The sequence below is a fragment of the Mycobacterium sp. NGS61 genome, assembly GCF_059812325.1.
The window spans coordinates 1-25,259 of the sequence record NZ_JCALCL010000002.1 but is presented as its reverse complement, the minus strand read 5'-3'; the positions used below and the strand labels follow the sequence as shown (position 1 = coordinate 25,259).

The 25,259-nt window shown below is 68.4% G+C and carries 11 protein-coding genes and 6 pseudogenes; 6 read left to right on the top strand and 11 right to left on the bottom strand.

Going from position 1 to position 25,259, the window contains the following annotated elements; genetic code table 11:
- Positions 1–5: 5 nt before the first annotated feature.
- Positions 6–1,046: pseudogene (locus tag AC5Y3Z_RS04940) on the top strand (serine/threonine-protein kinase); the annotation flags it as partial.
- Positions 1,047–1,150: 104 nt separating this feature from the next.
- On the opposite strand, the gene AC5Y3Z_RS04935 reads toward AC5Y3Z_RS04940, so the two are convergent.
- The 6 genes from AC5Y3Z_RS04935 to yajC all read right to left on the bottom strand — a co-directional run bounded on the left by AC5Y3Z_RS04935 (position 1,151) and on the right by yajC (position 9,629).
- Positions 1,151–3,544: a RelA/SpoT family protein gene (locus AC5Y3Z_RS04935; RefSeq protein WP_463825432.1), complete on the bottom strand. Its 2,394-nt coding sequence runs from the start codon at positions 3,542–3,544 to the stop codon at positions 1,151–1,153.
- Positions 3,545–3,594: 50 nt separating this feature from the next.
- Positions 3,595–4,203 (bottom strand): adenine phosphoribosyltransferase, encoded by a 609-nt coding sequence (locus AC5Y3Z_RS04930; protein WP_473139530.1) that lies wholly within the window; start codon positions 4,201–4,203, stop codon positions 3,595–3,597.
- On the bottom strand, positions 4,133–5,785 hold the full coding sequence (locus AC5Y3Z_RS04925) for an ABC transporter substrate-binding protein (RefSeq protein WP_473139529.1): 1,653 nt from the start codon (positions 5,783–5,785) through the stop codon (positions 4,133–4,135). The genes AC5Y3Z_RS04930 and AC5Y3Z_RS04925 overlap by 71 nt, the downstream gene beginning before the upstream one ends.
- A gap of 4 nt (positions 5,786–5,789) precedes the next feature.
- The gene (secF, locus tag AC5Y3Z_RS04920) at positions 5,790–7,316 is read right to left on the bottom strand and encodes a protein translocase subunit SecF (RefSeq protein WP_473139528.1); all 1,527 of its coding nucleotides are present in this window, start codon (positions 7,314–7,316) and stop codon (positions 5,790–5,792) included.
- A gap of 3 nt (positions 7,317–7,319) precedes the next feature.
- Positions 7,320–9,188, bottom strand: coding sequence for a protein translocase subunit SecD (gene secD, locus AC5Y3Z_RS04915; protein ID WP_473139527.1), 1,869 nt, complete (start codon positions 9,186–9,188; stop codon positions 7,320–7,322).
- A gap of 99 nt (positions 9,189–9,287) precedes the next feature.
- Positions 9,288–9,629 carry a preprotein translocase subunit YajC gene (yajC, locus tag AC5Y3Z_RS04910; RefSeq protein WP_473139526.1) on the bottom strand — a complete coding sequence of 114 codons (342 nt, stop codon included), beginning with the start codon at positions 9,627–9,629 and terminating at the stop codon, positions 9,288–9,290.
- A gap of 229 nt (positions 9,630–9,858) precedes the next feature.
- Here yajC and gabT point away from each other — a divergent pair, with 229 nt between their 5' ends.
- From gabT to AC5Y3Z_RS04895, 3 genes are all read left to right on the top strand, one after another.
- Positions 9,859–11,199, top strand: coding sequence for a 4-aminobutyrate--2-oxoglutarate transaminase (gene gabT / locus AC5Y3Z_RS04905; protein ID WP_473139525.1), 1,341 nt, complete (start codon positions 9,859–9,861; stop codon positions 11,197–11,199).
- A gap of 195 nt (positions 11,200–11,394) precedes the next feature.
- On the top strand, positions 11,395–14,883 hold the full coding sequence (gene car, locus AC5Y3Z_RS04900; protein ID WP_473139524.1) for a carboxylic acid reductase: 3,489 nt from the start codon (positions 11,395–11,397) through the stop codon (positions 14,881–14,883).
- A gap of 364 nt (positions 14,884–15,247) precedes the next feature.
- Positions 15,248–19,339, top strand: coding sequence for a PE family protein (locus tag AC5Y3Z_RS04895; RefSeq protein WP_473139523.1), 4,092 nt, complete (start codon positions 15,248–15,250; stop codon positions 19,337–19,339).
- Positions 19,340–19,352: 13 nt separating this feature from the next.
- On the opposite strand, the pseudogene AC5Y3Z_RS04890 reads toward AC5Y3Z_RS04895, so the two are convergent.
- The 4 pseudogenes from AC5Y3Z_RS04890 to AC5Y3Z_RS04875 all read right to left on the bottom strand — a co-directional run.
- Positions 19,353–20,011: pseudogene (locus tag AC5Y3Z_RS04890) on the bottom strand (hypothetical protein).
- A 303-nt stretch (positions 20,012–20,314) separates the two neighbouring features.
- Positions 20,315–20,690: pseudogene (locus AC5Y3Z_RS04885) on the bottom strand (DUF1304 domain-containing protein).
- An 11-nt stretch (positions 20,691–20,701) separates the two neighbouring features.
- Positions 20,702–21,745 (bottom strand): annotated as a pseudogene (ruvB, locus tag AC5Y3Z_RS04880) (Holliday junction branch migration DNA helicase RuvB).
- Positions 21,742–22,083: pseudogene (locus AC5Y3Z_RS04875) on the bottom strand (helix-hairpin-helix domain-containing protein); the annotation flags it as partial. The pseudogenes AC5Y3Z_RS04875 and ruvB, both read right to left, overlap by 4 nt.
- A gap of 1 nt (position 22,084) precedes the next feature.
- Here AC5Y3Z_RS04875 and AC5Y3Z_RS04870 point away from each other — a divergent pair.
- Positions 22,085–22,213, top strand: a pseudogene (locus AC5Y3Z_RS04870) (F0F1 ATP synthase subunit gamma); the annotation flags it as partial.
- 995 nt (positions 22,214–23,208) lie between these two features.
- Here AC5Y3Z_RS04870 and AC5Y3Z_RS04865 read toward each other — a convergent pair.
- Positions 23,209–23,865, bottom strand: a complete 657-nt coding sequence (locus AC5Y3Z_RS04865; protein WP_473139522.1) for a hypothetical protein — start codon at positions 23,863–23,865, stop codon at positions 23,209–23,211.
- An 827-nt stretch (positions 23,866–24,692) separates the two neighbouring features.
- Between AC5Y3Z_RS04865 and AC5Y3Z_RS04860 the strand changes: the two genes are divergently transcribed.
- Positions 24,693–25,259: PE family protein (locus tag AC5Y3Z_RS04860; protein WP_500001800.1), on the top strand; the 567-nt coding region annotated here is incomplete at its 3' end.

Here is a 25,259-nt window from a genome sequence, read left to right as displayed (position 1 = left end):
CACTTGTGACCGAAAGTGCATTCGGTCGATACCAGTTGCAGGGACTGCTGGGTCGCGGCGGTATGGGGCAGGTCTACCGCGCCTACGACACCGAGACCGACCGGATCGTCGCGATCAAGGTGTTGCCGCCGCATCTGGTCGAGGACAAGGAGTTTCAGCACCGATTCCGCCGCGAGGCCCGCACCGCGGCCAGCCTGAACGATCCGCATGTGGTGCCCATCCACAGTTTCGGTGAGATCGACGGTCGCCTGTATGTGGATATGCGCCTGGTCGAGGGCCGGGATCTGGCCCAGTTCATCGTCGAAAACGGCGGCCGGCTGACCCCCGAACAGACGGTGGCGATCATCGAGCAGACCGCGGCAGCACTGGACAGCGCGCACCGGGCCGGGCTGGTGCATCGTGACGTCAAGCCGTCCAACATCCTGGTCGCCGCGGCCCGTGACTTCGTCTACCTGATCGACTTCGGGCTGGCCCGCGCCACCACCGACACCGCCCTCACCGGGACCGGGACCACGATGGGCACCCTGGCCTATCTTGCGCCGGAAAGATTCAGTGGCACAACCGATTCGCGGGCCGACGTGTACGCGCTCGGCTGTGTGCTCTACGAGTGCCTGACGGGTGCGCGACCGTACCCCGGCGAGTCGTTCGCAGAACAGATCTCGGGCCATCTGCACTCCCCTCCGCCGCGACCGACGGTCCTGGTGCCCGGTATTTCGCCGGCCTTCGACGCGGTGGTCGCGCGCGGGATGGCCAAAGACCCGCAAGACCGGTATCAGACCGTCACCGAGCTCGCCGACGCCGCGCGCGCGGCGTTGGGTGGGGCCGCGCTGCCCCTGCCCCCGCCGCCGCCGGCCGAGGCGCCCACCGGGCTGCGGCCGGTGGATTCCGAGGGCATCGCCGATCCACCCACCCCCGCCAAGGCGGGAAGCGGCCGTACGGTGCTGATCGCGACGGTCGCGGGTTCGGGATTGCTGCTGGTCCTGGTAGCCGCGTTGGTCGCGTTCTTCGCCGCGGACGACGGGCCCCCCACCGCTCCACCGTCCACCACGACGACGACGACGTTCAGCGAAACGAGCAGCAGCACTACGACGCCGGAGCCCGAGCCGAGCGACCCGACCGGTACGCCGTCGTCCGAATCGATTGAACCGACCTAGGACGCGGACGTCACCCGGTACACGTCGTAGACGCCCTCCACGTTGCGGACCACGTTCAACAGATGCCCCAGGTGCTTCGGGGCGCCCATCTCGAAGGTGAAGCGGCTGATCGCCACCCGGTCGCCGGAGGTGGTGACCGACGCCGACAGGATGTTCACCTTCTCGTCGGCCAGCACGCGGGTGACGTCGGAGAGCAGTCGGTGCCGGTCGAGCGCCTCGACCTGGATCGCGACCAGGAACACCGACGACGGCGACGGCGCCCACAGGACCTCGATGATGCGCTCGGCCTGCTGCTGCAGCGATGCGGCGTTGGTGCAGTCGGTGCGGTGCACGCTCACACCACCACCGCGGGTGACGAACCCCATGATCTGGTCGCCAGGCACCGGCGTGCAGCACTTGGCCAGCTTGGTCAGCACACCGGGCGCGCCGGGCACCGAGACCCCGACGTCCTCGGTGCTGCGCGGGCGCCGGGGCATTGTTGCCGGGGTCGACCGTTCGGCAACGTCGTCCTCGGCCTGGTCGATGCCGCCCAACTCGGCCAGCAACCGCTGCACCACATGCCGCGCCGAGACGTGCCCTTCGCCGATCGCAGCGTACATCGCGGACACGTCGGTGTAGTGCAGTTCGCGCGCCACCGACGCCATCGACTCACCATTGACCAAGCGCTGCAACGGAAGTCCGGCCCGACGCACCTCGCGGGCCATCGCCTCCTTGCCCGTCTCCAGCGCCTCCTCCCGGCGCTCCTTGGCGAACCACTGGCGAATCTTGGTCTTGGCGCGGGGCGACACCACGAACTGCTGCCAGTCCCGCGACGGACCGGCGTTGAGCGCCTTCGACGTGAAAACCTCGACGACTTCGCCGTTTTCCAGCTTGCGCTCCAGCGCCACCAGCCGGCCGTTGACCCGGGCGCCTATGCAGCGGTGGCCGACCTCGGTGTGCACGGCGTAGGCGAAGTCCACCGGCGTGGAGCCGGCGGGCAGGGTGAACACGTCGCCCTTGGGTGAGAACACGAAGATCTCTTGCACCGCAAGGTCGTAACGCAACGACTCCAGGAACTCCCCGGGGTCGGCGGCCTCCCGTTGCCAGTCGAGCAGCTGACGCATCCAGGCCATGTCGTCGATCTCGGCGGCGGCGTGCTGATGCGGAACACCGTTGCGGCCCTTGGTTTCCTTATAGCGCCAGTGCGCGGCGATACCGAATTCCGCGGTGCGGTGCATGTCGCTGGTGCGGATCTGCACCTCCAGCGGCTTACCCTCCGGGCCGACGACGGTGGTGTGCAGCGACTGGTACACCCCGTACCGGGGCTGGGCGATGTAGTCCTTGAACCGTCCCGCCATCGGCTGCCACAGCGAATGCACCACGCCCACAGCGGCATAACAGTCCCGGATCTCGTCACACAGGATACGGATGCCGACCAGGTCGTGGATGTCGTCGAAGTCGCGGCCCTTGACGATCATCTTCTGGTAGATCGACCAGTAGTGCTTGGGGCGGCCCTCCACCGTCGCCTTGATCTTGGAGGCACTCAGCGTGGTGGTGATCTCGGTGCGCACCTTGGCCAGGTAGGTGTCCCGGGACGGGGCGCGCCCGGCCACCAACCGGACGATCTCCTCGTACTTCTTGGGATGCAGAATCGCGAACGACAGATCTTCGAGCTCCCACTTGACACTGGCCATCCCCAGCCGATGCGCAAGGGGCGCAATGACTTCCAGCGTCTCGCGGGCTTTCCGGGCCTGCTTCTCCGGCGGCAGGAAACGCATGGTCCGCATGTTGTGCAACCGGTCGGCCACCTTGATCACCAGCACCCGCGGGTCGCGGGCCATCGCGGTGATCATCTTGCGGATCGTCTCGCCCTCAGCGGCGCTGCCCAGCACCACGCGGTCCAGCTTGGTCACGCCGTCGACGAGATGGCCCACCTCCTCACCGAATTCCTCGGACAGCGCCTCGAGGGTGTAACCGGTGTCTTCGACGGTGTCGTGCAGCAGTGCGGCCACCAGGGTGGTGGTGTCCATGCCCAACTCGGCCAGAATGTTTGCCACGGCCAGCGGGTGGGTGATGTAGGGGTCGCCGGAATGCCGCAACTGGCTGGCGTGCCGCTGGTCGGCCACCTCATAGGCGCGCTGCAGCAGCGAGAGGTCCGCCTTGGGATAGACCTCCCGGTGCACCGCGACGAGCGGCTCCAGCACCGGGTTGATGGCGCTGCTGCGCGCGGTCATCCGGCGGGCCAGTCGCGCCCGCACCCGGCGGGACGCGCTGCTGCTGGACTTCAGCGGCTCGGCGGGAGGTGCCGGGACCGGCTCGGCGGGAGGTATCGGGAGCGGCTCGGTGGGCGGGCCGGACGGCGTTTCCGCAGCCGGGGCGACAGCCTGTAGCGTGCTCTGTTCGTCCGCCACGTTGGTCACTGGTCACCTCCGACCTAGAGGATATCGCGGGAAGTGGATTGTCAGGCGCGACTGAGGCTGTGCACCGGCAACGGCGCCACCGCCTCGCGACCACCGAGCCCGGGCAGCTCCACCACCACCGCCGCACCGGTCGGGTGGGCCCCGGCGCGCTGCAGCAGCCGCTGTGCGGCGCCGACGCTGCCACCGGTGGCCAACACGTCGTCGATGATCACAACGCGCAGACCGGCCAACTCGATTCCGTCAGCTGGAATCTCCACGGTGGCGGCGCCGTATTCGCGCTGGTAGTCCTCGCTGAGCACGGGCGGCGGCAATTTGCCGCCCTTGCGGATGGCCAGCACACCGGTGCGCAGCCGGGTGGCGACGGCGGCGGCCAGCAGAAAACCGCGGGAGTCGATGCCGGCCACCAGGTCCGCGCCGACGGAAACTTCGGTCAGCGCCTCGGTGATCGCGGCCATCGCATCGGCGTTCGCGAAGACCGGGGTGAGGTCTTTGAACTGCACCCCGGGCTCGGGGAAGTCGGCGACCCTGCGGGTCAGACCGTCGATCAGAGCGGCGACGTCGGTCACGGCACCCGTAGTTTCACTGCACCAGAGCCCATCGGTCCATGTTCCAGCCCGCCCCCCACCGGGTCGGGTTCTTGCTGACGGCATACATCTTCTTGGACGTCAGCAGGGTCCGCTGCTGCCGGTACAAGGGCAACGTCGGCATGTCCGCCCACAACAGCGGCGCGCCCTCGCCCAGCAACCGGGCCCGTTCGGCCGGGTCGGCGGACACCGCCAGCGCGCCGATGATCCCGTCGACCTGCGGATTGGCGTAACCCGAGAGGTTGTTGCCGTTGCCGCCGTGCAAGGCGTAGGCGTCCATCGGCGAGGAACCCGTGGAGCCGCTGCCTGTGGCGCCGCCCGTGCCGGCCAGCAGCACGTCGATTTTCCCTTCCCGCAACGCCTGCGGGCCCGAAGTGTCCAGGGTCACGTTCGTCACGGTGATCCCGGCCGGCCCGCACGACGCGGCAATGGATCCGACGGTGGCCGCCAGGCGGGCGTTGGGGCCGCGGTAGCCGATCCGCACTGTCAGCGGCGTGCCGCGCAGCGCGTCGCGGGCGGCGTTGGAGTTGGCCTTGTTGAACGGGCCGGCTTCGCCCGCACCGTCCGCGGCGGACAGCGCGTCCTCGGTGGCCGAGGACAGGCGCGAGTTCGCGATCGGCACCGCGGCGTCGCGCGCGATCACGTCGCGGGGTGTACAGAACGCGAATGCCCGACGGAACGGGATCTGGGCCAGCGGACCCTGCGGGGCGAAAATCAGCTGTTGGATCCCCGCCGCGGGCGAGTCGGTGCGCTGATAGTCGTCCGGGGTGGCCAGCGCTCCCGACGACCCGGCCGCCACGTCGACCACGTCCACCCGGCGGTTGTTGACCCGATCCTGGATGTCGCCGCCCTGTGGTCGCACGGTCACGCGCTTGGTGATCGCCTTGGCGCCCCACCAGCGGTCGTTGGCCACCAGCACCACTCCGCCGCCGTCCAGTACCGACTCGATCCGGTACGGACCGGACGACGGAAAACGTTTGAGATCGGCCCCGGGCTTGAGATCCCAGGTCGTATTCCACAGTCGCGCAACCTGTTCCACCACCGACACCTTGTTGGTCAACAGGGCCGTGGTGATGTCGGAACCCAACGTGTCGGACAGGATGTGCGACGGCATCATCGACGTCGCGGTGAACAGCTGCGTGTAGTCGACGACGCCGCGGTCCGGGATGAACGACACGCGGGCCTTCTTCTGGCCCGGCGTGCACTCGATATTGGCGATGTCGACGTAACCGGCCTGGGTGGCCGCGTCGAACCCACCGAACCGCCCGGACTGGGCGGCCCAGGCCAGCACCAGGTCGTCGCAGGTCACCGGTTTGCCGTCGGAATAGACGGCGTTGTCGGCGATTTGGTAGTCGAGCACCAGCGGAGATCCGCCCACCACCGAGATGGTGCCGAAGTCGTGGTCGGCGACCACCTGCCCGTCGGGTCCGTGGTAGCCGAATCCGGTCAGGGTCCGCGCGAACGCCTGGGCCCCGGCCGATGCGGCGCCGACGGTGGTGTTGGTGTTATAGGTCGTCACCATGCCGTCGACCACGTACTCGATTTGGCCCGCTGCGCTGCCCGAGCATCCGGACAGGCCCGCCACCGCCAGCACAGCGGCAACGCCGTTGACCAGCAGAGCTTTTCGCCAGCGACACCGGGTGGCCATGCGCCTACCGCTTGCCGACGTTTCGCTTGCCGGTGGGACGCCGGGTGCCGGTGGGACGCACCGGTCGCGCACCGGGGGCCGGTTTGTTGGCGGCCGGTGGGGTGTCAGTTTCTGCTTTGGCGAGCGAGACCGCCTCGGTCTGCTCTGTCTCGTCGTCGCCGGACACGTCATCGGTCTTATCGACGGGGGGCTTCCCGCGAGATTTCTTGGCGCTGGACGCCTTTGCCGGGACGGCCACCCCGCGCCGCCGCAGCACCCGACGCGTGTGGGTCTGCACCAGTTCGGTGCGTTCGCGCAATGTGACCAGCAGCGGTGTGGCGAAGAAGATCGACGAATAGGTGCCGACGATGATGCCGATCAGCTGCACCAGCGCCAGGTCTTTGAGCGTGCCCACCCCCAGCAGCCACACCGCCACCACCATCAACGCAACAACGGGTAGCACCGAGATGAGGCTGGTGTTGATCGAGCGCATGAACGTCTGGTTGACCGCCAGGTTGGCCTGCTCGGCGAAAGTGCGCCGGGTGGTGTGCTGGAACCCGTGGGTGTTCTCCTCGACCTTGTCGAACACGATGACGGTGTCGTAGATCGAGAAGCCGAGGATGGTCAGCAGCCCGATCACCGTCGCCGGGGTGACCTCGAAACCCACCAGGGCATACACGCCGGCGGTGACCGTGATGTCGAAAACCATTGCCGCTAGTGCGGACAACGTCATGTACCGCTCGTAACGCACGGTGATGTAGACCGCGACCAGCGCCAGGAACACGGCCAGCGCCAGGATCGCCTTCTTGGTGATCTGACCACCCCAGGTCGAGGAGACCGCGGCGTCGCTGATCGCGCTCTTGTTGGGTTTGCCGTCGGCACCCGTGGGCTGCAACCCGTCGAACAGCGCGTTGCGCAGCTTTTCGGTCTGCTCGTTGGTGAGGTGCTCGGACCGGATCTGCACGGTGGCCGACGACCCCTTGCCGACGCTGACCACCGATTCCGGATCTTTGCCGATCGCCTTGGTGTATATGTCTTCGACCTGGGCGACCTGGATGGTGCCGGCGGCCCCGGCCGCGGGCAGTGACACCGTGGTGCCGCCCTTGAAGTCGATGCCGAACGCAAAGCCGCGGATGAGGATCGCCAGGACCGCGATCGCCATGATGGCGCCGCTGATCCCGTACCAGAGCCGGCGGCGTCCCACCACCTCGAAGGCGCCGGTACCGGTGTAGAGCCGGGACAGGAAGCTGTGCTTAGGGCCGCCGGCGGTGTCCGGTTGGGTGTCTGTGACAGCGACCGTGGTGGCCGTCGGTGATTCCGTGCTGTCGTCTTTGGCTGCGACGCTGGACTTTTCCTCGGTTGCGACCTTGGCAGGTGCTGTCGCCGCCGTCGTCGCGTCGGGTTTGGCCGCGGTCGACTTGGCGGCTTTGGCCGCGGTGGTCTTGCGCGCCGTGGGGCGGGCGGGCTTGGCGGCCGGCTTCGTGGCCGGCGTCGTCTTGGCCGCCTTCGCACTGTCGGTGGTGGCCGAGCGGTCCTCGGGGTCTTTGGCCATCGGTTATCCCCGTCCCGTATTGGTGTTGCTCGAGCGGGCACCTGCAGACGCGGTGCGGCGTTCGCGGGCGACCTGCTGCACAGCGCCCAAGCCGTTGTACGCCGGCTTGGCCAGCCGCGAAGACTTGGAGGCCAGGTACACCAGCGGCCAGGTCACCAGGAACACGACGGCGAGGTCGAGGATCGTGGTGAGGCCCAGGGTGAACGCGAAGCCCTTGACCTGGCCGATCGCCAGGGCGTAGAGCACGGCGGCAGCCAGGAAGGTGACCGCGTTGCCGGAAACGATGGTCTTGCGTGCCCGTGCCCAACCACGCGGAACCGCCGACCGGAAGGAACGGCCTTCGCGGATTTCATCTTTGATCCGCTCGAAGAACACCACGAACGAGTCCGCCGTCGTACCGATGCCGATGATCAGACCGGCGATACCGGCCAGGTCCAGGGTGTAGTTCATATATCGGCCGAGCAGCACCAGAATTGCGAAAACCATTGCGCCGGAAGCAATCAGCGACAACGCCGTGAGCAATCCGAGCACCCGGTAGTACAGCAGGGCATACACCAGCACCAGCAGCAGCCCGATCCCGCCGGCGATCAGACCGGCCCGCAGCGACGACAGACCCAGTGTCGCAGAGACAGTTTGGGCCTCTGAGGATTCGAAGGACAGCGGCAGCGAGCCGTACTTCAGCACGTTCGCAAGCTGTTTGGCGGTCGCCGAGCTGAAAGGTGGCTCGCCCCCGCTGATCTGGGTGCGTCCACCGGGGATCGGCTCCCTGATCCGCGGCGCGCTGACGACCTGCGAGTCCAGCGTGAAGGCTGTCTCGGTGCCGGTGTGGGCGGCGGTGAAGTCGGCCCAGACGCTGGTGGCGGGACCTTTGAACTGCAGATCGACCACCCAGCCGAGGCTGCGTTGGTCCTGGTTGAACGACGCGTCCTGGATCTGGTCGCCGCTGATGATCGACGGCGCCAGCAGGTAGGCCATCTTGTGGTCGGTCGAGCAGGTGACCAGTGGCAGGTTCGGGTCGTCGTTACCGGCCAGGATGTCCTCTTTGCCGCATCGGGTGGCCTGGAACTGCAGGGCGATCATCTGGATGTACTGACTGGTGCTCTGCCGCCACTTCTTCTCCTGCGCGATGCGCTCTGCGAGAGCTTGGCGCGGATCGGGGGGCGCAGGTGCTGCGGGCGGCGCCGGCTCCCCACTGGGCGCAGGCGACAGACCGGGCGCAGGCGCCGGGCTGGGGGCAGGCGACGGGCTCGGCGGCGGATCCTGCGGATAGGGCCGTGGTTGTCCACGCGGGGGTGGCGCCGGGGTGCCGGACGCGGGAGCCGGGGCACCGGATGCCGGACCGCCCGGCGCCGGGGCCTGGGCACCCGGGGCAGGAGCCGGGGCACCCGGGGCCGGAGCCGGGGCACCCGGGGCCGGAGCCGTTCCACCGGGCGCCGGAGCACCGGGGGCCGGCTGCTCCTCGGCCGGCCTGGGCTCTTCGGGAATCGCCTGCGCCGGCCGGGTGTCGATCACCGGACGGATGTAGAGCCGGGCGGTCTGCCCTAGGTTGCGCGCCTCGTTGCCGTCGTTGCCGGGCACCGTGATGATCAGGTTGTCGCCGTCGACGACCACCTCACTGCCGGACACACCCAGGCCGTTGACGCGGGAGTTGATGATCTCGCGCGCCTGCGCCAGCGCTTCCGGGCTGGGACGCTTGCCGTCCGGGGTACGCGCCGTCAACGTCACCCGGGTGCCGCCCTGCAGATCGATGCCCAGTTTCGGCGCGGCCTTCTTGTCGCCGGTGAGGAACACCAACAGATAGACGCCGACGAGCATGAGCAGGAACACCGACAGGTAGCGGGCAGGCTGCACCGGCGCAGAAGACGATGCCACGTTCCTTCTCCTTGAAATCGGTACTTGCCCCGTGCGAGCTTCCGGAAAGACTACGTGCCGCGTTCAGACCAGCGTCACGGACGCGGCAGGTAGCCCCGGTCAGGAATCCTTGGCGACGTGCGTCTCGTCGTCGGCGTCCTCCGCGGCGGCGACGGCCGAGTCCTCCTCCGCGTCGTCGTCATCGGGCAGGATCTTGTCCCGGATGGCCAGCTTCATCCAGGTCGTCACCACCCCTGGCGATATCTCGAGTTCCACGTCGTCCTCGGTGATGCCGACGATGGTGCCTTCCAGCCCTGAGGTCGTGTGCACCCGGTCCCCCGGCCGCAGCGATTCGTGCAGGTCGATGGTCGCCTGCACGGCCCGCCGCTGGCGCCGCGAAGCCATGAACATGAAGCCGGCCATGATGATCAGGAACGGCGCGAACAACATCAAACTCTGCATCGAAAAGCCTGTCTCTCGTATCGGTAGTGTTCGAAAATCCCGCGAAAAATCGGGGACGGCGCCAGTCGGACCCGGCGCTCGATCACGTCGTCAACGGTCCAGTCTGCCATTCGGGAACGTCGCAAACCGACCCCACCACGGGTGGCGCAGCCCAACGGCCCGCCGGATGCGGGCCAGCAGTTAGGCTTTCATTCGCGACGTGACCGGCGCGCCGCGGAAGGAGCGGTCCGTGGCCAGCCTCGAGCAAAGCCGTCATCTGGTCACCGAAATCCCGGGTCCCGCGTCGCTGGAACTCAACAAACGCCGCACTGCCGCGGTTTCCCACGGCGTCGCGGTCACCCTGCCGGTATTCGTCGCCCGCGCCGGCGGCGGCATCATCGAGGACGTCGACGGCAACCGCCTGATCGACCTGGGTTCAGGCATCGCGGTGACCACGATCGGCAACTCGGCACCGGCCGTCGTCGAGGCGGTGCGCGGGCAGGTCGCCGAGTTCACCCACACGTGCTTCATGGTGACGCCGTACGAGGGGTATGTCGCCGTCGCCGAGGAACTGAACCGCATCACCCCCGGCGCCGGCGAAAAGCGCTCGGTGCTGTTCAACTCCGGGGCTGAAGCCGTCGAGAACGCGATCAAGGTTGCCCGGTCCCACACCCGCAAGCCTGCGGTGGTCGCGTTCGACCACGCGTACCACGGGCGCACCAATATGGCGATGGCGCTGACCGCCAAGTCCATGCCATACAAGAGCGGGTTCGGCCCGTTCGCGCCGGAGATCTATCGCGCACCGATGTCCTACCCCTACCGGGACGGGCTGCTGGACAAGGAACTGGCCACCGATGGGGAGAAAGCGGCGGCCCGCGCGATCAGCGTGATGGAAAAGCAGGTCGGGGCCAAGAACCTGGCCGCGGTCATCATCGAGCCCATTCAGGGCGAAGGCGGGTTCATCGTGCCCGCCGAGGGTTTTCTGCCGACGCTGTTGCGCTGGTGCCGGGAGAACGACGTCGTGTTCATCGCCGACGAAGTGCAGACCGGCTTCGCGCGTACCGGGGCGATGTTCGCCTGCGAACACGAGGACATCGAGCCCGACGTGATCGTCACTGCCAAAGGCATCGCCGACGGGCTGCCGCTGTCCGCGATCACCGGCCGCGCCGAGATCATGGACGCCTCGCACGGCGGCGGACTGGGCGGCACGTTCGGTGGCAACCCCGTCGCGTGCGCGGCGGCGCTGGCCACCATCGCGACCATCGAGTCCGACGGCCTCATCGAGCGGGCACGGGAGATCGAGCGGCTGGTCACCGAGCCGCTGCTGCGGTTGCAGGCCGGCGACGACCGGATCGGCGACGTGCGGGGCCGCGGCGCGATGATCGCCGTCGAGCTGGTGAAATCGGGCACCGCCGAGCCGGACCCCGAGCTGACCGCCCGGCTGGCCACCGCGGTCCACGCGGCCGGAGTCGTCGTACTGACCTGTGGAATGTACGGCAACATCATCCGGCTGCTGCCCCCATTGACCATCAGCGACGACCTACTGTCCGAAGGCATCGCGATCATCGGTGGCCTGCTGGCCGACATCTAGTTTCCGTCGGCTGCAGACCTCGAACGCGCGACGGCACCGGGGTGGAATACCACGCTGACACCGGTGTTGCAACTCACAGGCACTCCCCAGCCGGGGCCGTTGAGGAATAATGTTAGTTTTGCTAACGTTCTTATAGTCAGCGCAACGCAGCGCACATAGCCTTCAAAGCAAATTTTTCGTTCGAAGAGGATTGCCATGTCGACCATCACTGAAGAAGAGCAGCTCACCCGCCGTACCCAAGACCTCGTCGCCAACGATCCGCAATTCGCCGCCGCCCAGCCCGACCCAGCCGTCGCCGAGGCCTTGCAGCGCCCGGAGTTGCGGCTCCCGCACGTGCTGCAGACCGTCGTGCAGGGCTACGCTGCCCGGCCCGCATTGGGCCAGCGCGCTGTGGAGTTCATCGCCGACCCTGCGACCGGACGCACCACCCTCAAACTTCTCCCCCGCTTCGAGACGATCACCTATGGCGAACTCGGCGACCGCATGGCCGCGATCGGCAACGCCCTGGCCGCCGACGGCGTGCAGGCCGGTGACCGGGTCTGCGTGCTCGGTTTCACCAGCGTGGACTACACCAGCATCGACATGGCCTTGGGCAGCATGGGCGCCGTCTCGGTTCCGCTGCAGACCAGCGCCTCGATCGCGCAGCTGCAGCCGATCGTCACCGAGACCGAGCCCCGATTGCTCGCGGCGAGCATCAACCAGCTCACCGACGCCGTGCAGCTGATCCGCGCCGGGTTCACCCCCACCAAGCTGGTGGTGTTCGACTACCACCCCGAGGTCGACGACCAACGGGAGGCCCTCGATGGTGCCGTCGCAGCCCTGTCCGACTCCGGCGTGCCGGTCGAAACGCTGGCTGACGTGCTCGGACGTGGCGAAGCCCTACCGGGCGCCCCGGTAGCTGACGTGGCTGAGGATGCGCTGGCGCTGTTGATCTACACCTCCGGCAGCACCGGTGCACCCAAGGGTGCGATGTACCCGCAGCACAACGTCGCCAAGATGTTCCGCCGGTCGGCCAAGAACTGGTTCGGCCCCACCGCTGCGTCGATCACCCTCAATTTCATGCCGATGAGCCACGTCATGGGCCGCGGCATCCTCTACGGCACGCTCGGCAACGGCGGTACCGCGTACTTCGCCGCCAAAAGTGACCTGTCCACCCTGCTCGAAGACCTGGCCCTGGTGCGGCCTACGGAGCTCAACTTCGTGCCACGCATCTGGGAGACGCTGTACGGCGAATTCCTGCGCGAGGTCGACAACGGCGCCGACCCGGCCGAGGTGCTGGTCAGGCAGCGCCAGCAGCTGCTCGGCGGCCGGTTCATCTTCGCGATGACCGGCTCGGCGCCCACCTCCCCGGAGCTGAAGGCCTGGGTCGAGTCTCTGCTCGAAATGCACCTGCTGGACGGCTACGGCTCCACCGAGGCCGGCATGGTCCTGTTCGACGGCGAAGTGCAGCGTCCACCGGTGATCGACTACAAGTTGGCCGACGTGCCTGACCTGGGCTACTTCAACACCGACCGGCCTTATCCGCGCGGCGAGCTGCTACTCAAGACCGAGAACATGTTCCCCGGCTATTACAAACGGCCCGAGATCACCGCGAACGTGTTCGACGCAGACGGCTACTACCGCACCGGCGACGTCGTCGCCGAGGTCGGTCCCAACCGGGTGGTCTACGTCGACCGACGCAACAACGTGCTGAAACTGGCGCAGGGCGAGTTCGTCACCGTCGCCAAGTTGGAAGCGGTGTTCGGCAACAGCCCGCTGGTCCGGCAGATCTACGTCTACGGCAACAGCGCACACCCCTACCTGCTGGCGGTCGTGGTGCCCACCGAAGACGCGCTGGCGCGGTATTCCGTCGACGAGCTGAAGCCGCTGATCGCGGACTCATTGCAGACCGTGGCCCGCGACGCCGACCTGCAGTCCTACGAGGTGCCGCGCGACTTCATCGTCGAGACCGCGCCGTTCACCCTGGAGAACGGCCTGTTGACCGGCATCCGCAAGCTGGCCTGGCCAAAGCTCAAGGCGCACTACGGGGAGCGGTTGGAACAGCTGTATGCCGACCTGGCCGCCGGCCAAGCCAACGAGCTGAGCGAACTTCGCCGCACCGGCAAGGACGCCCCCGTGCTGGCCACCGTCACCCGGGCCGCCGTCGCCATGCTCGGGGCAGCCAGTTCCGAGGTGTCTCCCGAGGCGCACTTCACCGATCTCGGCGGCGACTCGTTGTCCGCGTTGACGTTCGGCAACCTGCTGAACGAGATCTTCGACGTCGACGTGCCGGTGGGCGTGATCGTCAGCCCGGCCAACGACCTGGCCGCTGTCGCCGCTTACATCGAAGCCGAGCAGGCCGGGTCCAAGCGGCCCACCTTCGCCTCGGTGCACGGGCGGGGCGCCACCGAGGTGCACGCCGCCGACCTGACCTTGGACAAGTTCATCGACGCCGCAACCCTGGCCGCCGCCCCGCAGCTGCCCGGACCGGCCACTGAGGTGCGCACCGTGCTGCTGACCGGCGCCACCGGCTTCCTGGGCCGCTACCTGGCGCTGGACTGGCTGGAACGGATGGACCTGGTCGACGGCAAAGTCATCGCCCTGGTACGGGCCAAGAGTGACGCGGACGCCCGTGAGCGCCTGGACCGGACGTTCGACAGCGGTGACCCCAAGCTGCTGGCGCACTACCGCAAGCTGGCGGCCGATCACCTCGAGGTGATCGCCGGCGACAAGGGCGAGGCCAACCTGGGTCTGGACGCTGCGACCTGGCAGCGGCTGGCAGACACCGTCGACCTCATCGTCGACCCCGCCGCCCTGGTCAACCACGTGCTCCCGTACAGCGAACTGTTCGGGCCCAACGCACTGGGCACCGCCGAGCTGATCCGGATCGCGTTGACCAGCAAGCAAAAGCCGTACACCTACGTCTCCACCATCGGAGTCGGCGACCAGATCACACCGGGCAAGTTCGTCGAGGACGCCGACGTCCGGGTGATGAGCGCGACACGCAAGATCAACGACAGCTACGCCAACGGCTACGGCAACAGCAAGTGGGCCGGTGAGGTGCTGCTACGCGAGGCGCACGACCTGTGCGGGTTGCCGGTAGCGGTATTCCGCTGCGACATGATCCTGGCTGACACCACCTACGCCGGTCAGCTGAACCTGCCGGACATGTTCACCCGGACCATCCTGAGCGTGGTCGCCTCCGGCATCGCGCCGAAGTCGTTTTACCAGCTGGACGGCCCCGATGGAATAACAGGCAACCGGCAGCGCGCCCACTATGACGGGCTGCCGGTGGAGTTCATCGCCGACGCGATCTCGACACTGGGACCCCAGCGCGGCGACGGGTTCACCACTTACCACGTGATGAACCCGTACGACGACGGGATCGGCCTGGACGAGTACATCGACTGGCTGGTGGACGCCGGGTACGCGATCGATCGGATCGGCAACTACCACGAGTGGCTGCAGCGGTTCGAGACGTCGCTGCGGGCGCTGCCGGAGCGTCAGCGCCAGTACTCATTGCTGCCGTTGCTGCACAACTATCAGCAGCCGCAGCAGCCGATCAACGGATCGATGGCCCCGACGGACCGGTTCCGCGCAGCCGTGCAGGACGCGAAGATCGGCCCGGATAAGGATATTCCGCACGTCTCACCGGCGGTCATCGTCAAGTACATCACCGACCTGCAGCTACTCGGGTTGCTGTAACGCCGACACAAGAAAACCGGTCGCCCGCGGGTGACCGGTTTTCTTGCATTCGATTCGGTCGGTGCGTCGTCTGACTACCGTCCGAGCAGCGGACTTTCCTTGCAAAGAAGCTCGCCCCGTGCTCGCGGAAATTCCCGTGTCGTGTTGCAATTGGTTTGAGTTAGATGTGAATTCAATTCGAGGACTAGTTAGAATCCAATTCGAATCGAGTAAAACGACTGACAAGTCGACGTTCTAGACGTAAGGTTCTGCCGCGATTCATGAGTTTGCAGCGCCCGTGAGGAGGACCGAATTGTCGTCTTACGTTGTTGCATCACCCGACGGATTTGCTGCGGCGGCAGGCGATCTGCGTGGGATCAGTGAGATGTTGCGTATTGCCAACTCTGCTATAGCGCAGGCAACGACTGGAATGGCGCCCTTGGCGGCCGACGAAGTGTCGGCGGCGGTCTCGAAATTGTTCGGCACCTTTGGTCAGGAGTATCAGACGCTCAGCGCGCAATTTACATTGTTTCATGACCAGTTCGTCCGGACATTGGTCTCCGGTGCGGGCGCATATGCGATGGCCGAAGCTGTCAACACCTCACCATTGCAGAGCCTGGAACAGGGCGTCCTCGGTGTGATCAACGCGCCCACCAACACACTGTTGGGGCGCCCCCTGATCGGTAACGGCGTCAACGGGATGGACGGCACCGGACAAGCCGGCGGGGACGGCGGAATCCTGTGGGGCAACGGCGGCAACGGCGGGTCGGGCGCGCCCGGGAAGGCCGGCGGCGCGGGCGGGTCGGCGGGACTGTGGGGTGCCGGCGGCGCCGGCGGGGCCGGTGGGAGCGCGATGGTGGCGGGTGGGTCGGGCGGGGCCGGTGGCGCCGGCGGGGCCAACGGCCTGCTCGGGGGCGGCAACGGCGGGGCTGGCGGGGCAGGCGGGTCCGGGGCGCCCGGCATGGCTCTGACCGGACAAGCCGGCGGGGCCGGTGGCGCCGGTGGCGCCGGCGGAGCTAACAGACAACTGTTCTCGCTATCCGGGACCGGTGGGGCCGGCGGAGCCGGGGGTGCTGGGGCAGCCGGTGGTTCGGGAGCCATCGGAGCGACCGGCATGACCGGGGACCTCGGCGGGTTCGGTGGGGCCGGAGGCACAGGCGGTGCGGGCGGAGCTGTGCAGTCGCTGTTCGGCGGCACCGGCGGAACTGGGGGCCAAGGCGGATCCGGCGGTGCGGGCGGCGCGGGAGGGCTCGGCGGGGACGCACCGTTCTTCAGCAACAATGGCGGTGACGGCGGCACCGGCGGGACCGGCGGGAGTGCCGGAGCCGGCGGTGCCGGCGGTTCCGTGACAACGCTGAATTTCCTCGGTAGTGCTGGCGCCCACGGCGCCAACGGTGTCGGCGGGTCCGGCGGGAACGGAGGCACGGGCGGCGCCGGTGGCGCCGGACTGTCCGGAGTGAGTGGCGCGGCCCCTCAAACAGGCGACATAGGTGGCCTAGGCGGGGCGGGAGGCAAGGGTGGTGACGGCGGCGCCGGCATCGACGGCCACAGCGGTGGCGCCGGCGGAAATGGCGGGGTCGGCGGAGTCGGGGGCACCGGCGGCGCCGGCGGCGACAACACCGCCGCCACAGGCGGGAATGGCGGCACAGGCGCCGATGGTGGCAAAGGAGGCGCCGGCGGTGCCGCGGGAGCGGCGGGCCGCGGCACCGACGGGGGCGTCGACGGCAGCAACGGCACTGGTGGCGTCGGTGGCACCGGTGGCACCGGCGGCAGCGGCGGGACCGGCAGTGCCGGCACCTCCGGCACCACACCCACCGCTGGACACCAGGGCGGCCAGGGCGGTGCCGGCGGCCAAGGCGGCGTCGGCGGCGCCGGCATCAACAACCAGGGCGGCGGTGACGGGGGCAAGGGTGGCGTCGGGGGAAGCGGCGGCACCGGCGGCCAGGGCGGTACCAACACCGACACCGTCGCCGGCGCCGGCGCGGATGGCGGTAAAGGCGGCACCGGCGGCAAGGCCGGGGCGGCCGGCGTCGGCACCGACGGCGGCGGCACCGGCAGCAACGGCACCGGCGGCATCGGCGGCACCGGCGGCACCGGCGGTGGCGGCGGCACCGGCACCAACGGCACCGACGGCCCGACCGACCCGACCGCGGGCCACCAGGGCGGCCAGGGCGGCGCCGGCGGCCAAGGCGGCGTCGGCGGCGCCGGCATCAACGGCCAAGGGGGCGGCCAGGGCGGCAAAGGCGGCGTCGGGGGCCAAGGCGGCACCGGCGGTCTGGGCGGTTCCAACACCGGAACCCTCAGCGGCAACGGCGCGGACGGCGGTAAAGGCGGCACTGGCGGCACTGCTGGGGCGGCCGGTACCGGCACCGATGGTGGCGTCGCCGGCAGCGCCGGCACCGGCGGCACCGGCGGCCACGGCGGCACCGGCGGCCAAGGCGGCACCGGCACTGCCGGCATCTCCGACGACACCACGCCCAGCGCAGGCCATCAGGGCGGCCAGGGCGGCGCCGGCGGCCAAGGCGGCGACGGCGGCGCCGGCATCAACGACCAAGGCGGCGGCAACGGAGGCAAAGGCGGCACCGGCGGAAGCGGCGGCAACGGCGGCGTGGGCGGCGCCAACGTCGGTAGCACGGGCGGGGACGGTGCCGATGGCGGCAAAGGTGGCACCGGTGGCACCGCAGGAGCGGCCGGCAGCGGCATCGACGGCGGCGTGGTCGGCAGCATCGGCGCCGGCGGCCAAGGCGGCACCGGCGGCAACGGCGGAAACGGCGGAAACGGCATCGCTGGTAACGACGCCGTGACCGACCCGTCGGAGGGCACGCAAGGCGGTCGGGGCGGCGCCGGCGGTCAAGGCGGTGACGGCGGCGGCGGCATCAACGGCCAGGGAGGCGGCAACGGTGGCAGGGGCGGCACTGGCGGAATCGGCGGCAATGGCGGCGTCGGCGGTGCCAATACGGGAACCTCCGGCGGCGCCGGCGCAGACGGGGGTACCGGCGGTACCGGCGGCACCGCAGGAGCGGCCGGAATCGGTGCCGACGGCGGCAACGCCGGCAACATCGGCACCGGTGGCAGCGGCGGGCAAGGCGGCACCGGCGGCCAAGGCGGCGACGGCACCGCCGGCACCGACGACCTGAACGACCCGTCGGAGGGCAAGCAAGGCGGCCAGGGCGGTGCCGGGGGCCAGGGCGGTGCCGGCGGGGCCGGTATCGGCGGCTCCGGCGGCGGAAACGGCGGCAAGGGCGGTAATGGCGGCGTCGGCGGTGTCGGCGGCGACGGCGGCAGTAATACCAATAACACCGGAGGTGCCGGGGCCAACGGGGGCAAGGGCGGCACGGGCGGAACCACCGGCGCGGGCGGACACGGCACCGACGGCGGCGCGGACGGCAGCGTCGGCACCGCTGGCACCGGCGGCACCGGTGGCAGAGGCGGCGACGGCGGCGACGGCACCGCCGGCACATCCTCATTTTCACCTACCGCGGGTGGCAACGGCGGCAGCGGTGGAGTCGGCGGCCAGGGCGGTGACGGCGGCGCCGGCCTCAACGGCCAAGGCGGTGGAGTCGGCGGCCAGGGTGGCACCGGCGGAGGCGGCGGCGCCGGCGGCGCCGGCGGCATCAATGCGAGCAGCAACCCCATTGGCGCCACCGCCAGCGCACCCGGCGGCCAGGGCGGCGACGGCGGTGCGGGCGGAGGCGGCGGGGTGGCCGGCGCAGGCAACACCTTGGGCGGCCAGGGCGGCGACGGCGGCGACGGTGGTAACGGCGGCTCCGGCGGCCAGTACAGCACAAGCTCCACCGGCACCTTTGGATACGGCGGCGGAGGCGGCGGAGGCGGCGCCGGCGGTGGTGGCGGTGACGGCGGCGGCGGGGGTGCCGCCGGGGGCCGGGGCGGCGCCGGTGGCACGGGCGGTGGCGGTGGCACGTCCAGCAATAGCAGCTCCGTCGTCTCTGCCGAAGGGGGCGCCGGTGGCACGGGCGGTGGTGGCGGTGCCGCCTCGGGCGGGGACGGCGGCACCGGCGGTGGCGGAGGCGGCGGAGGCGCTGGCGGGACCAGCACCGGTACAGCCTGGGGTGGAAACGCCGCTGGGGGAGGCGGCGGCGGCGGTGGAGCCGCTGGCGGACCCGGCGCCGCCGCCGGAGACGGCGGCGCCGGTGGTGGCGCCGCCAAGTCGAACGCATCTGCCCCGGGTGGCGCCGGCGGCGTGGGTTCGTCCAGTGGCGCCGGCGGACCTGGCATCGGCGGCGGTGGCGGAGGCGGCGCAATAGCGACCACGTTCAACAACAATCCCGAAGCCTTCCCCGGTAATCAGGGTTGGGATGGCAGCCTGGGTGGCGCCGGCGGACTCGGCGCGTTCGGTGGCTCCGATCAGAACAACGGGGGCACCGGCGGGGGCAGCTCGGGTAGTCATGGCCAAGGCGGTCAGGGCGGCAGCGGCGTCCAGGGCCAGGCTAAAGGCGGCAACGGCGAGTCCGGCTAACTCCGGGCTGCCGTTACCGAAAGGCCTGGCCGACTACGGGATGCGCAACCGGTGTGCGGTGGCGACGGAACAACCTGCCGCGTCGCGATTCGTGTTCGTCGGCCGGTACGTATTGCTCCCGAGGCGCGGTCAACGCGTCCGGGGACACCTCGCGGTCGGGCTCGACCAGTCCTGTCATGTACTAGTGGTCGGGCTCGGGCGTCGGCTGCACCGGTTGGACCGGCGTGACGTCGGGGGCCAACCGCACCGCCACCCGGGCACCCCGGCCCCGGCCCCGGCCCCGGCCAGAAACACGATCAACACACCCAAGCCGTAGAAGTGCGCGAGCTCGAGCGCCACGCGCTTGCGCTCGGTGGCGGCAACCGGGTCGCCGACCGAACCAATGCCCAGCAGCGGCACGAACGCTGGGCCGACCACGAACCAGGCTCCACCGAGTGCCGCCAGCCCGCCGCCGAGCATCCCGCCGGCGCGACTCTTGGCGACGATCAGCAGTAGCCCACCCAGCGCGGTGACAGCCCCCGGCAGCACTTCCAACCAACCGCGCGCGGCGGTCCACGCCTGGCCTGGCGTGTAGGCGAAGTCGAAGTTCGGCCCGACAAACGGGATCAGTGCTCCCCAGGCGCCCAGGATGACTAGAAGCAGTCCGGTGACGGCGCCGCGCGAACGCGGGATACGTCCTCGGACGGAGCGTCCTCGATATTTTTCATGAGGCGTGGGTACCCGCGCGCCGACGCGTGAAAGCAGCGCCAACCATCAGCAGCGAAAGCCGTGTCTGTCGCGCGCCGGCTCGTACGCAAAATCGAAGCGGAGACCGATGAACGGTATCAGTGCTCCGTGTGCACCCAGGATGACCAGGAGTAATCCGCTGACCGCGGCACGGCAGGGGGGCATCTGCAATTTCTGGGACGCTCGTACAGTTCGTTTTTCACGGACGCACGGGTACCCGCGTCTGCGCGGGTACCGAAATTCGCGAATTCAACCCACCGCGAGCAATATGATCGCGATCACGGGGAACAGACCCTGAGTGAGCGCGGCGCGCGCCTTGTCCCGCGCCGAGACGAACAGCACGACCGCGACCGCGGCCATCGACCCGCCGCCGGCGAACACCAGCGCGGTACCCACGTCCCGGTGCCCGGTGCATATCGCGCGATGCCGATGCCGGCCACGATCGCCAGGAACAGGTTGTAGAAACCCTGGTTGAACGCCAACAGTTGGCGGTCTCGGCTTCTTCGGCCGTGGTGCCGAACGTCGCGCGGGTGCGCGGAGAGGTCCACGTCAACGATTCCATGGTGAAGATGTAGACATGCAGTAGCGCCGCCAGCGCGGCGAAGACCATAGCGGCGGTGACCATTTCAGTACCTCCTACTCGAACAGTCCGGGCTGGCTGACCCCCGCCGGCGGTGTCATGCCCAGGTGCGTCCAGGCCAGCGCGGTCGCCACCCGGCCGCGCGGCGTGCGCGCGACCATGCCGGCGCGCACCAGAAAAGGCTCATAAACCTCTTCAACCGTGGCGGCTTCCTCCCCGACCGCCACGGCAAGCGTCGACACGCCGACCGGACCGCCGCCGAAGCTACGGGTCAACGCAGACAACACCCCCGGTCCAGCCGGTCCAAACCCAGCTCGTCGACGTCGTAGACCTCCAGCGCGGACTTGGCGACATCGCGGGTGATGCCGTCGGCGCGGACCTCGGCGTAGTCACGCACCCGGCGCAGCAGCCGGTTGGCGATCCGCGGCGTTCCGCGCGAACGTAACGCGATCTCCGCACCGGCCTCGGCGCCCAGCTCTATGCCCAGGATGCCAGCCGAGCGGGTCAGCACCCGCTCCAACTCGGCGGGCTCGTAGAAGTCCATGTACGCGGTGAAACCGAACCGGTCGCGTAGCGGTCCGGTCAGCGCCCCGGACCGGGTGGTCGCGCCGACCAGCGTGAAGGGCGCGACCTCCAGCGGGATGGATGTCGCGCCCGGGCCTTTCCCAACCACCACGTCGACCCGGAAGTCCTCCATCGCCAGATACAACATCTCCTCGGCGGGCCGGGCGATGCGGTGGATCTCGTCGATGAACAGCACATCGTGTTCGACCAGATTCGACAGCATCGCGGCCAGATCGCCGGCACGTGCCAGGGCCGGCCCCGACGTCACCCGCAGCGACGAGCCCAGCTCGGCGGCGATGATCATCGCCAGTGATGTCTTGCCCAGACCCCGGCGGGCCGGACAGCAAAATGTGGTCCGGGGTGCCCCCGCGGTTCTTTGCCCCCTCGATGACAAGTTGCAGCTGTTCACGGACCCGCGGTTGGCCGATGAACTCACGCAGCGAGCGCGGACGCAGGTTGCCGTCGATGTCCCCCTCGCCGACCGCCAGTGAGGGCGAGACGTCCCGATCGAATTCTTCGTCGCCGGCGCCGCTCATTTGGCCTTACCCAGCAGCGACAACGCGGCCCGCAGCGCCGTCGAGGTGGTCGCATCATGGTCGGCTGCCAGCACCTTGTCGGTGGCTTCCTCGGCCTGCTTGGCGGCAAAGCCCAGCCCGACCAACGCCTCGACCACCGGGCCCCGCACCGCGTGGCCGTTCAAGGTGGTCGCCGTTGCCGAGGTGCCCATCGCGCCGATTTTGTCGCGCAGGTCCAGGATCATCCGTTCGGCGCCGCGCTTGCCGATACCGGGCACCCGGGTGAGTGCGGTGACGTCGCCGTCGGCCAGCGCTTGGCGCAGCGCGGCCGCGTCGTGCACGGCCAAGGTGGCCATGGCATCGGAATTCAAGTCGATGATGTCGCAACAGGCTGCGGCACACCGGATTGCGCCGTTGGTGGTGGAATACGTCGAAGATGACAACGACGAACCGCACACGCTGTACACCTTCGAGACGAAAAGAACGACACCAAGTCGGGCGGCTCCGACACCAGGGAAGACCATTGCCTATTGGATCTGTTGTGGCGCAACCGTCGTCAGCGATCTGCAGTTGCTCGGCTTGCTGTAGGTGGGGCGACGGTTGAGGCAGGTGTCCGGCTTGGTCAGCCGGGCACCTGCTTTTTCGGTGCTCTAGTCGGAATGACGATGTTCCATTGAGCCCGTCGAACAGGCACCATTGGCCGCGCTCAGCGAGGACGCAAGGTTGCCCAGTTCCGGAGCGGCTGAGCTGGGTGCTTCGCAGTGATGACCTCCAATGACATCAATGACGTCTCCCACATCCGCGAGGGCACCGGCAGCACTACAGTCACCGGCCCCTCGCCGTGGATCCGCAGCCTGTTAATCGGTTCAAAGATTAATCAATTGTCAGCCTCAATAGAGGCGGTAGCGACGCCGCTCTGAAATTTCACGTAGCGTTAAGAGTTAGCTGCCTAACGCGCGGCACTGACCATCGCTACCCCTGCGAAGCATCGCCGCTGAACTGCACTGCAGCTCAGCGATTTCGCAATGAGGGTTCATTTTTCGTTTTCCGCCGCTGTCACAGTTCCCATGCGGCCTCGAGCCACCTATTCATCCCGTGTCACCGGTCGCATCGCGCTGGACCGGTAGTCGTTTCCACTGAAACACGTTGCACACCTTGCGCACTCATCGCGGCGTCGCCGAGTACGGTGCCGCCGAGTGGTGGAACTTGCGCCCTGGCGCGGACCTCCGCGCACTGAATTCAGTCACGTATCCGGATTCGTCGGCGTATGCGTAGTAACGGGCGCATGTAAATGCCCCGGCGCCGCCCCGACAACGGTATTGATGATCTGGTAAGGGGTAATGGCCACTCCGGCTGACAACGCAGCGTTTGATACCAGCGGACTGGTGGAAACCCCAAGTTCAGCGGCGGCACCCCGGTCCCAGACGCCCAAGATGGCGCCGACCGAGCTGGTCACAGCCCGGTCAGGCCCCTGCCAGTGCTCACTACTGGTGCGCGACCGGTGTGCGGTGCCGTCGGAACAACCCACGCTTGTGCCCTTCGGCGGGCACGTACTGGTCGCGCGGAGTGGTCAGCACATCCGTCTGCTGCGGGTCGCGATCCGGCTCGACCAAGCCGGTGTACTGCTGCTCGGACCGGGCCTCCACCGGCTGGGCCGACGGCACCGACTGAACGTCACGTGCTAACCGAACCATTAAGCGCGACAAGACCGCCCCACTGAGAAAAATGATCAACGCACCTAGCCCGGAGAAGTACGCGATCTGCACAACAGCGCGCTTGGCATTCGACGCGCCGACCGGGTCTCCAACACTGCCGATCCGCAGAATCGGCGCGAAAGCGGTGCCGACCACGAACCAGGTGCCGCCGAGGGCGGCCAGCCATCCGCCCAGCATTGCGGGGCCGCGACTCCGGGCAGCGATCAACAACAGACCGCCAAGCGCGGTGGCCACGCCCGGCAGCACTTCCAGCCATAGACGTGCCGCGGTCCAGGCCTGTCCGGGGGTGTAGGCGAAGTCGAAATTGGGGCCGACGAACGGGATCAGCGCTCCCCAGACGCCCAGAATGACTAGGAGCAACCCAGTGACGGCGCCGCGCGAACGCGGAATGCGGCTTCGGGCGCGACGGTCCTCGACGGTTTTCATGGCATCTCCCTCGGTAGGTACCTGGGTGGGTACCCGGACGCCTAGTCGCTCAAGCGACAGGACCCGCTGCATCTGCGCGGCCCCAGGCTGTTCTCCTCCGTGGCCGCCATCCGACTAACCGCCGGTCGCGCAACAGCACCATCTCTGCTCTCTGCCACATACACAACGGACGCCATCGCGCTACATGTGAGACTGCGACCTTTTGGCAGACTCGAATGAAATTCAAATATTGCGGTCAGGTAGGTAAGGCAGGTCGTGCGGCCTCAATACGGGAAACCGCTGATTGTGCTGACTGTTGCAGCACAGGCTAACGCGTCGCTGGGTGGTTGAACCGTGGACGTTTCTTGGGATCGGCGAGTCGCGTTCACTATTAATTGGGGACTACTCGCCTACGCCCCGCCGCCACCACCGCGAAGTTTCGACCTCGAACCGGCGCCCCCCCACATTGCGCGACGACCGCCCATTCAGCAGGCATGCCCCTGTCGTAACGCTCTGTCTGCCTTGAGAACCCGTTGCGTCGGCGCTGCGGCCTTGCGCCGTGGCGCGGTGATCACCCCGGTCCGTGCTGCGCCCAACTTAATTAATTCACCCACGTATTCTGATTTGTTCGTGTATTGAAAGACAACTGCAGCTAAGGCCAGTACATCGGCGTTCGGGACGTCATCCGAGTCCAACTCATTCGCCAGCACTGATGAACGACTCGTAACATGCCGCAAACGCTCAATACGACATTTCTTTCAATTTCTGGCATTGGCTGTGGTGGGGGTGTGTCGCGTGTAGCGTTTCTCGCGAATTCGCGTTGTGGTGTCTTTGGGAGAGGACCTGAATTGTCGTCGTTTGTGGTTGCTTCGGTTGAGGGTGTTTCTGTGGCGGCGGGTGAGTTGGGTCGTCTTGGGGAGGTGGTGCGGGCGGCGGCGTTGGCGGCGGGGCCGGCGACGGTGGGGGTGGCGCCGTTGGCCGGTGATGAGGTGTCAGCGGCGGTGGCGCGGTTGTTCGGCACTTTTGGTGCGGAGTATCAGGCCCTCAGTGTGCAGGTGGGGGTGTTTCATGAGCGGTTCGTGGCGGCGTTGAGTGGTGCGGGGGCGGCCTATGGGGCTGCGGAGGTGGTGAATGTTTCGCCGTTGCAGGTGTTGGAGCGGGGTGTGTGGGGGGTGATCAATGCCCCGACGAACACGTTGCTGGGTCGGCCGTTGATCGGTGATGGGGCCAATGGGGCGGCGGGCACCGGCCAGGCGGGGGGCGATGGCGGGATTTTGTGGGGCAACGGTGGGGCCGGCGGCTCGGGTGCGGTGGGGCAGGCCGGTGGTCGGGGTGGTGATGCGGGTTTGTGGGGCAATGGTGGGGCCGGCGGTAGGGGTGGCACCGGGGTGGCGGGTGGGATCGGCGCCACCGGT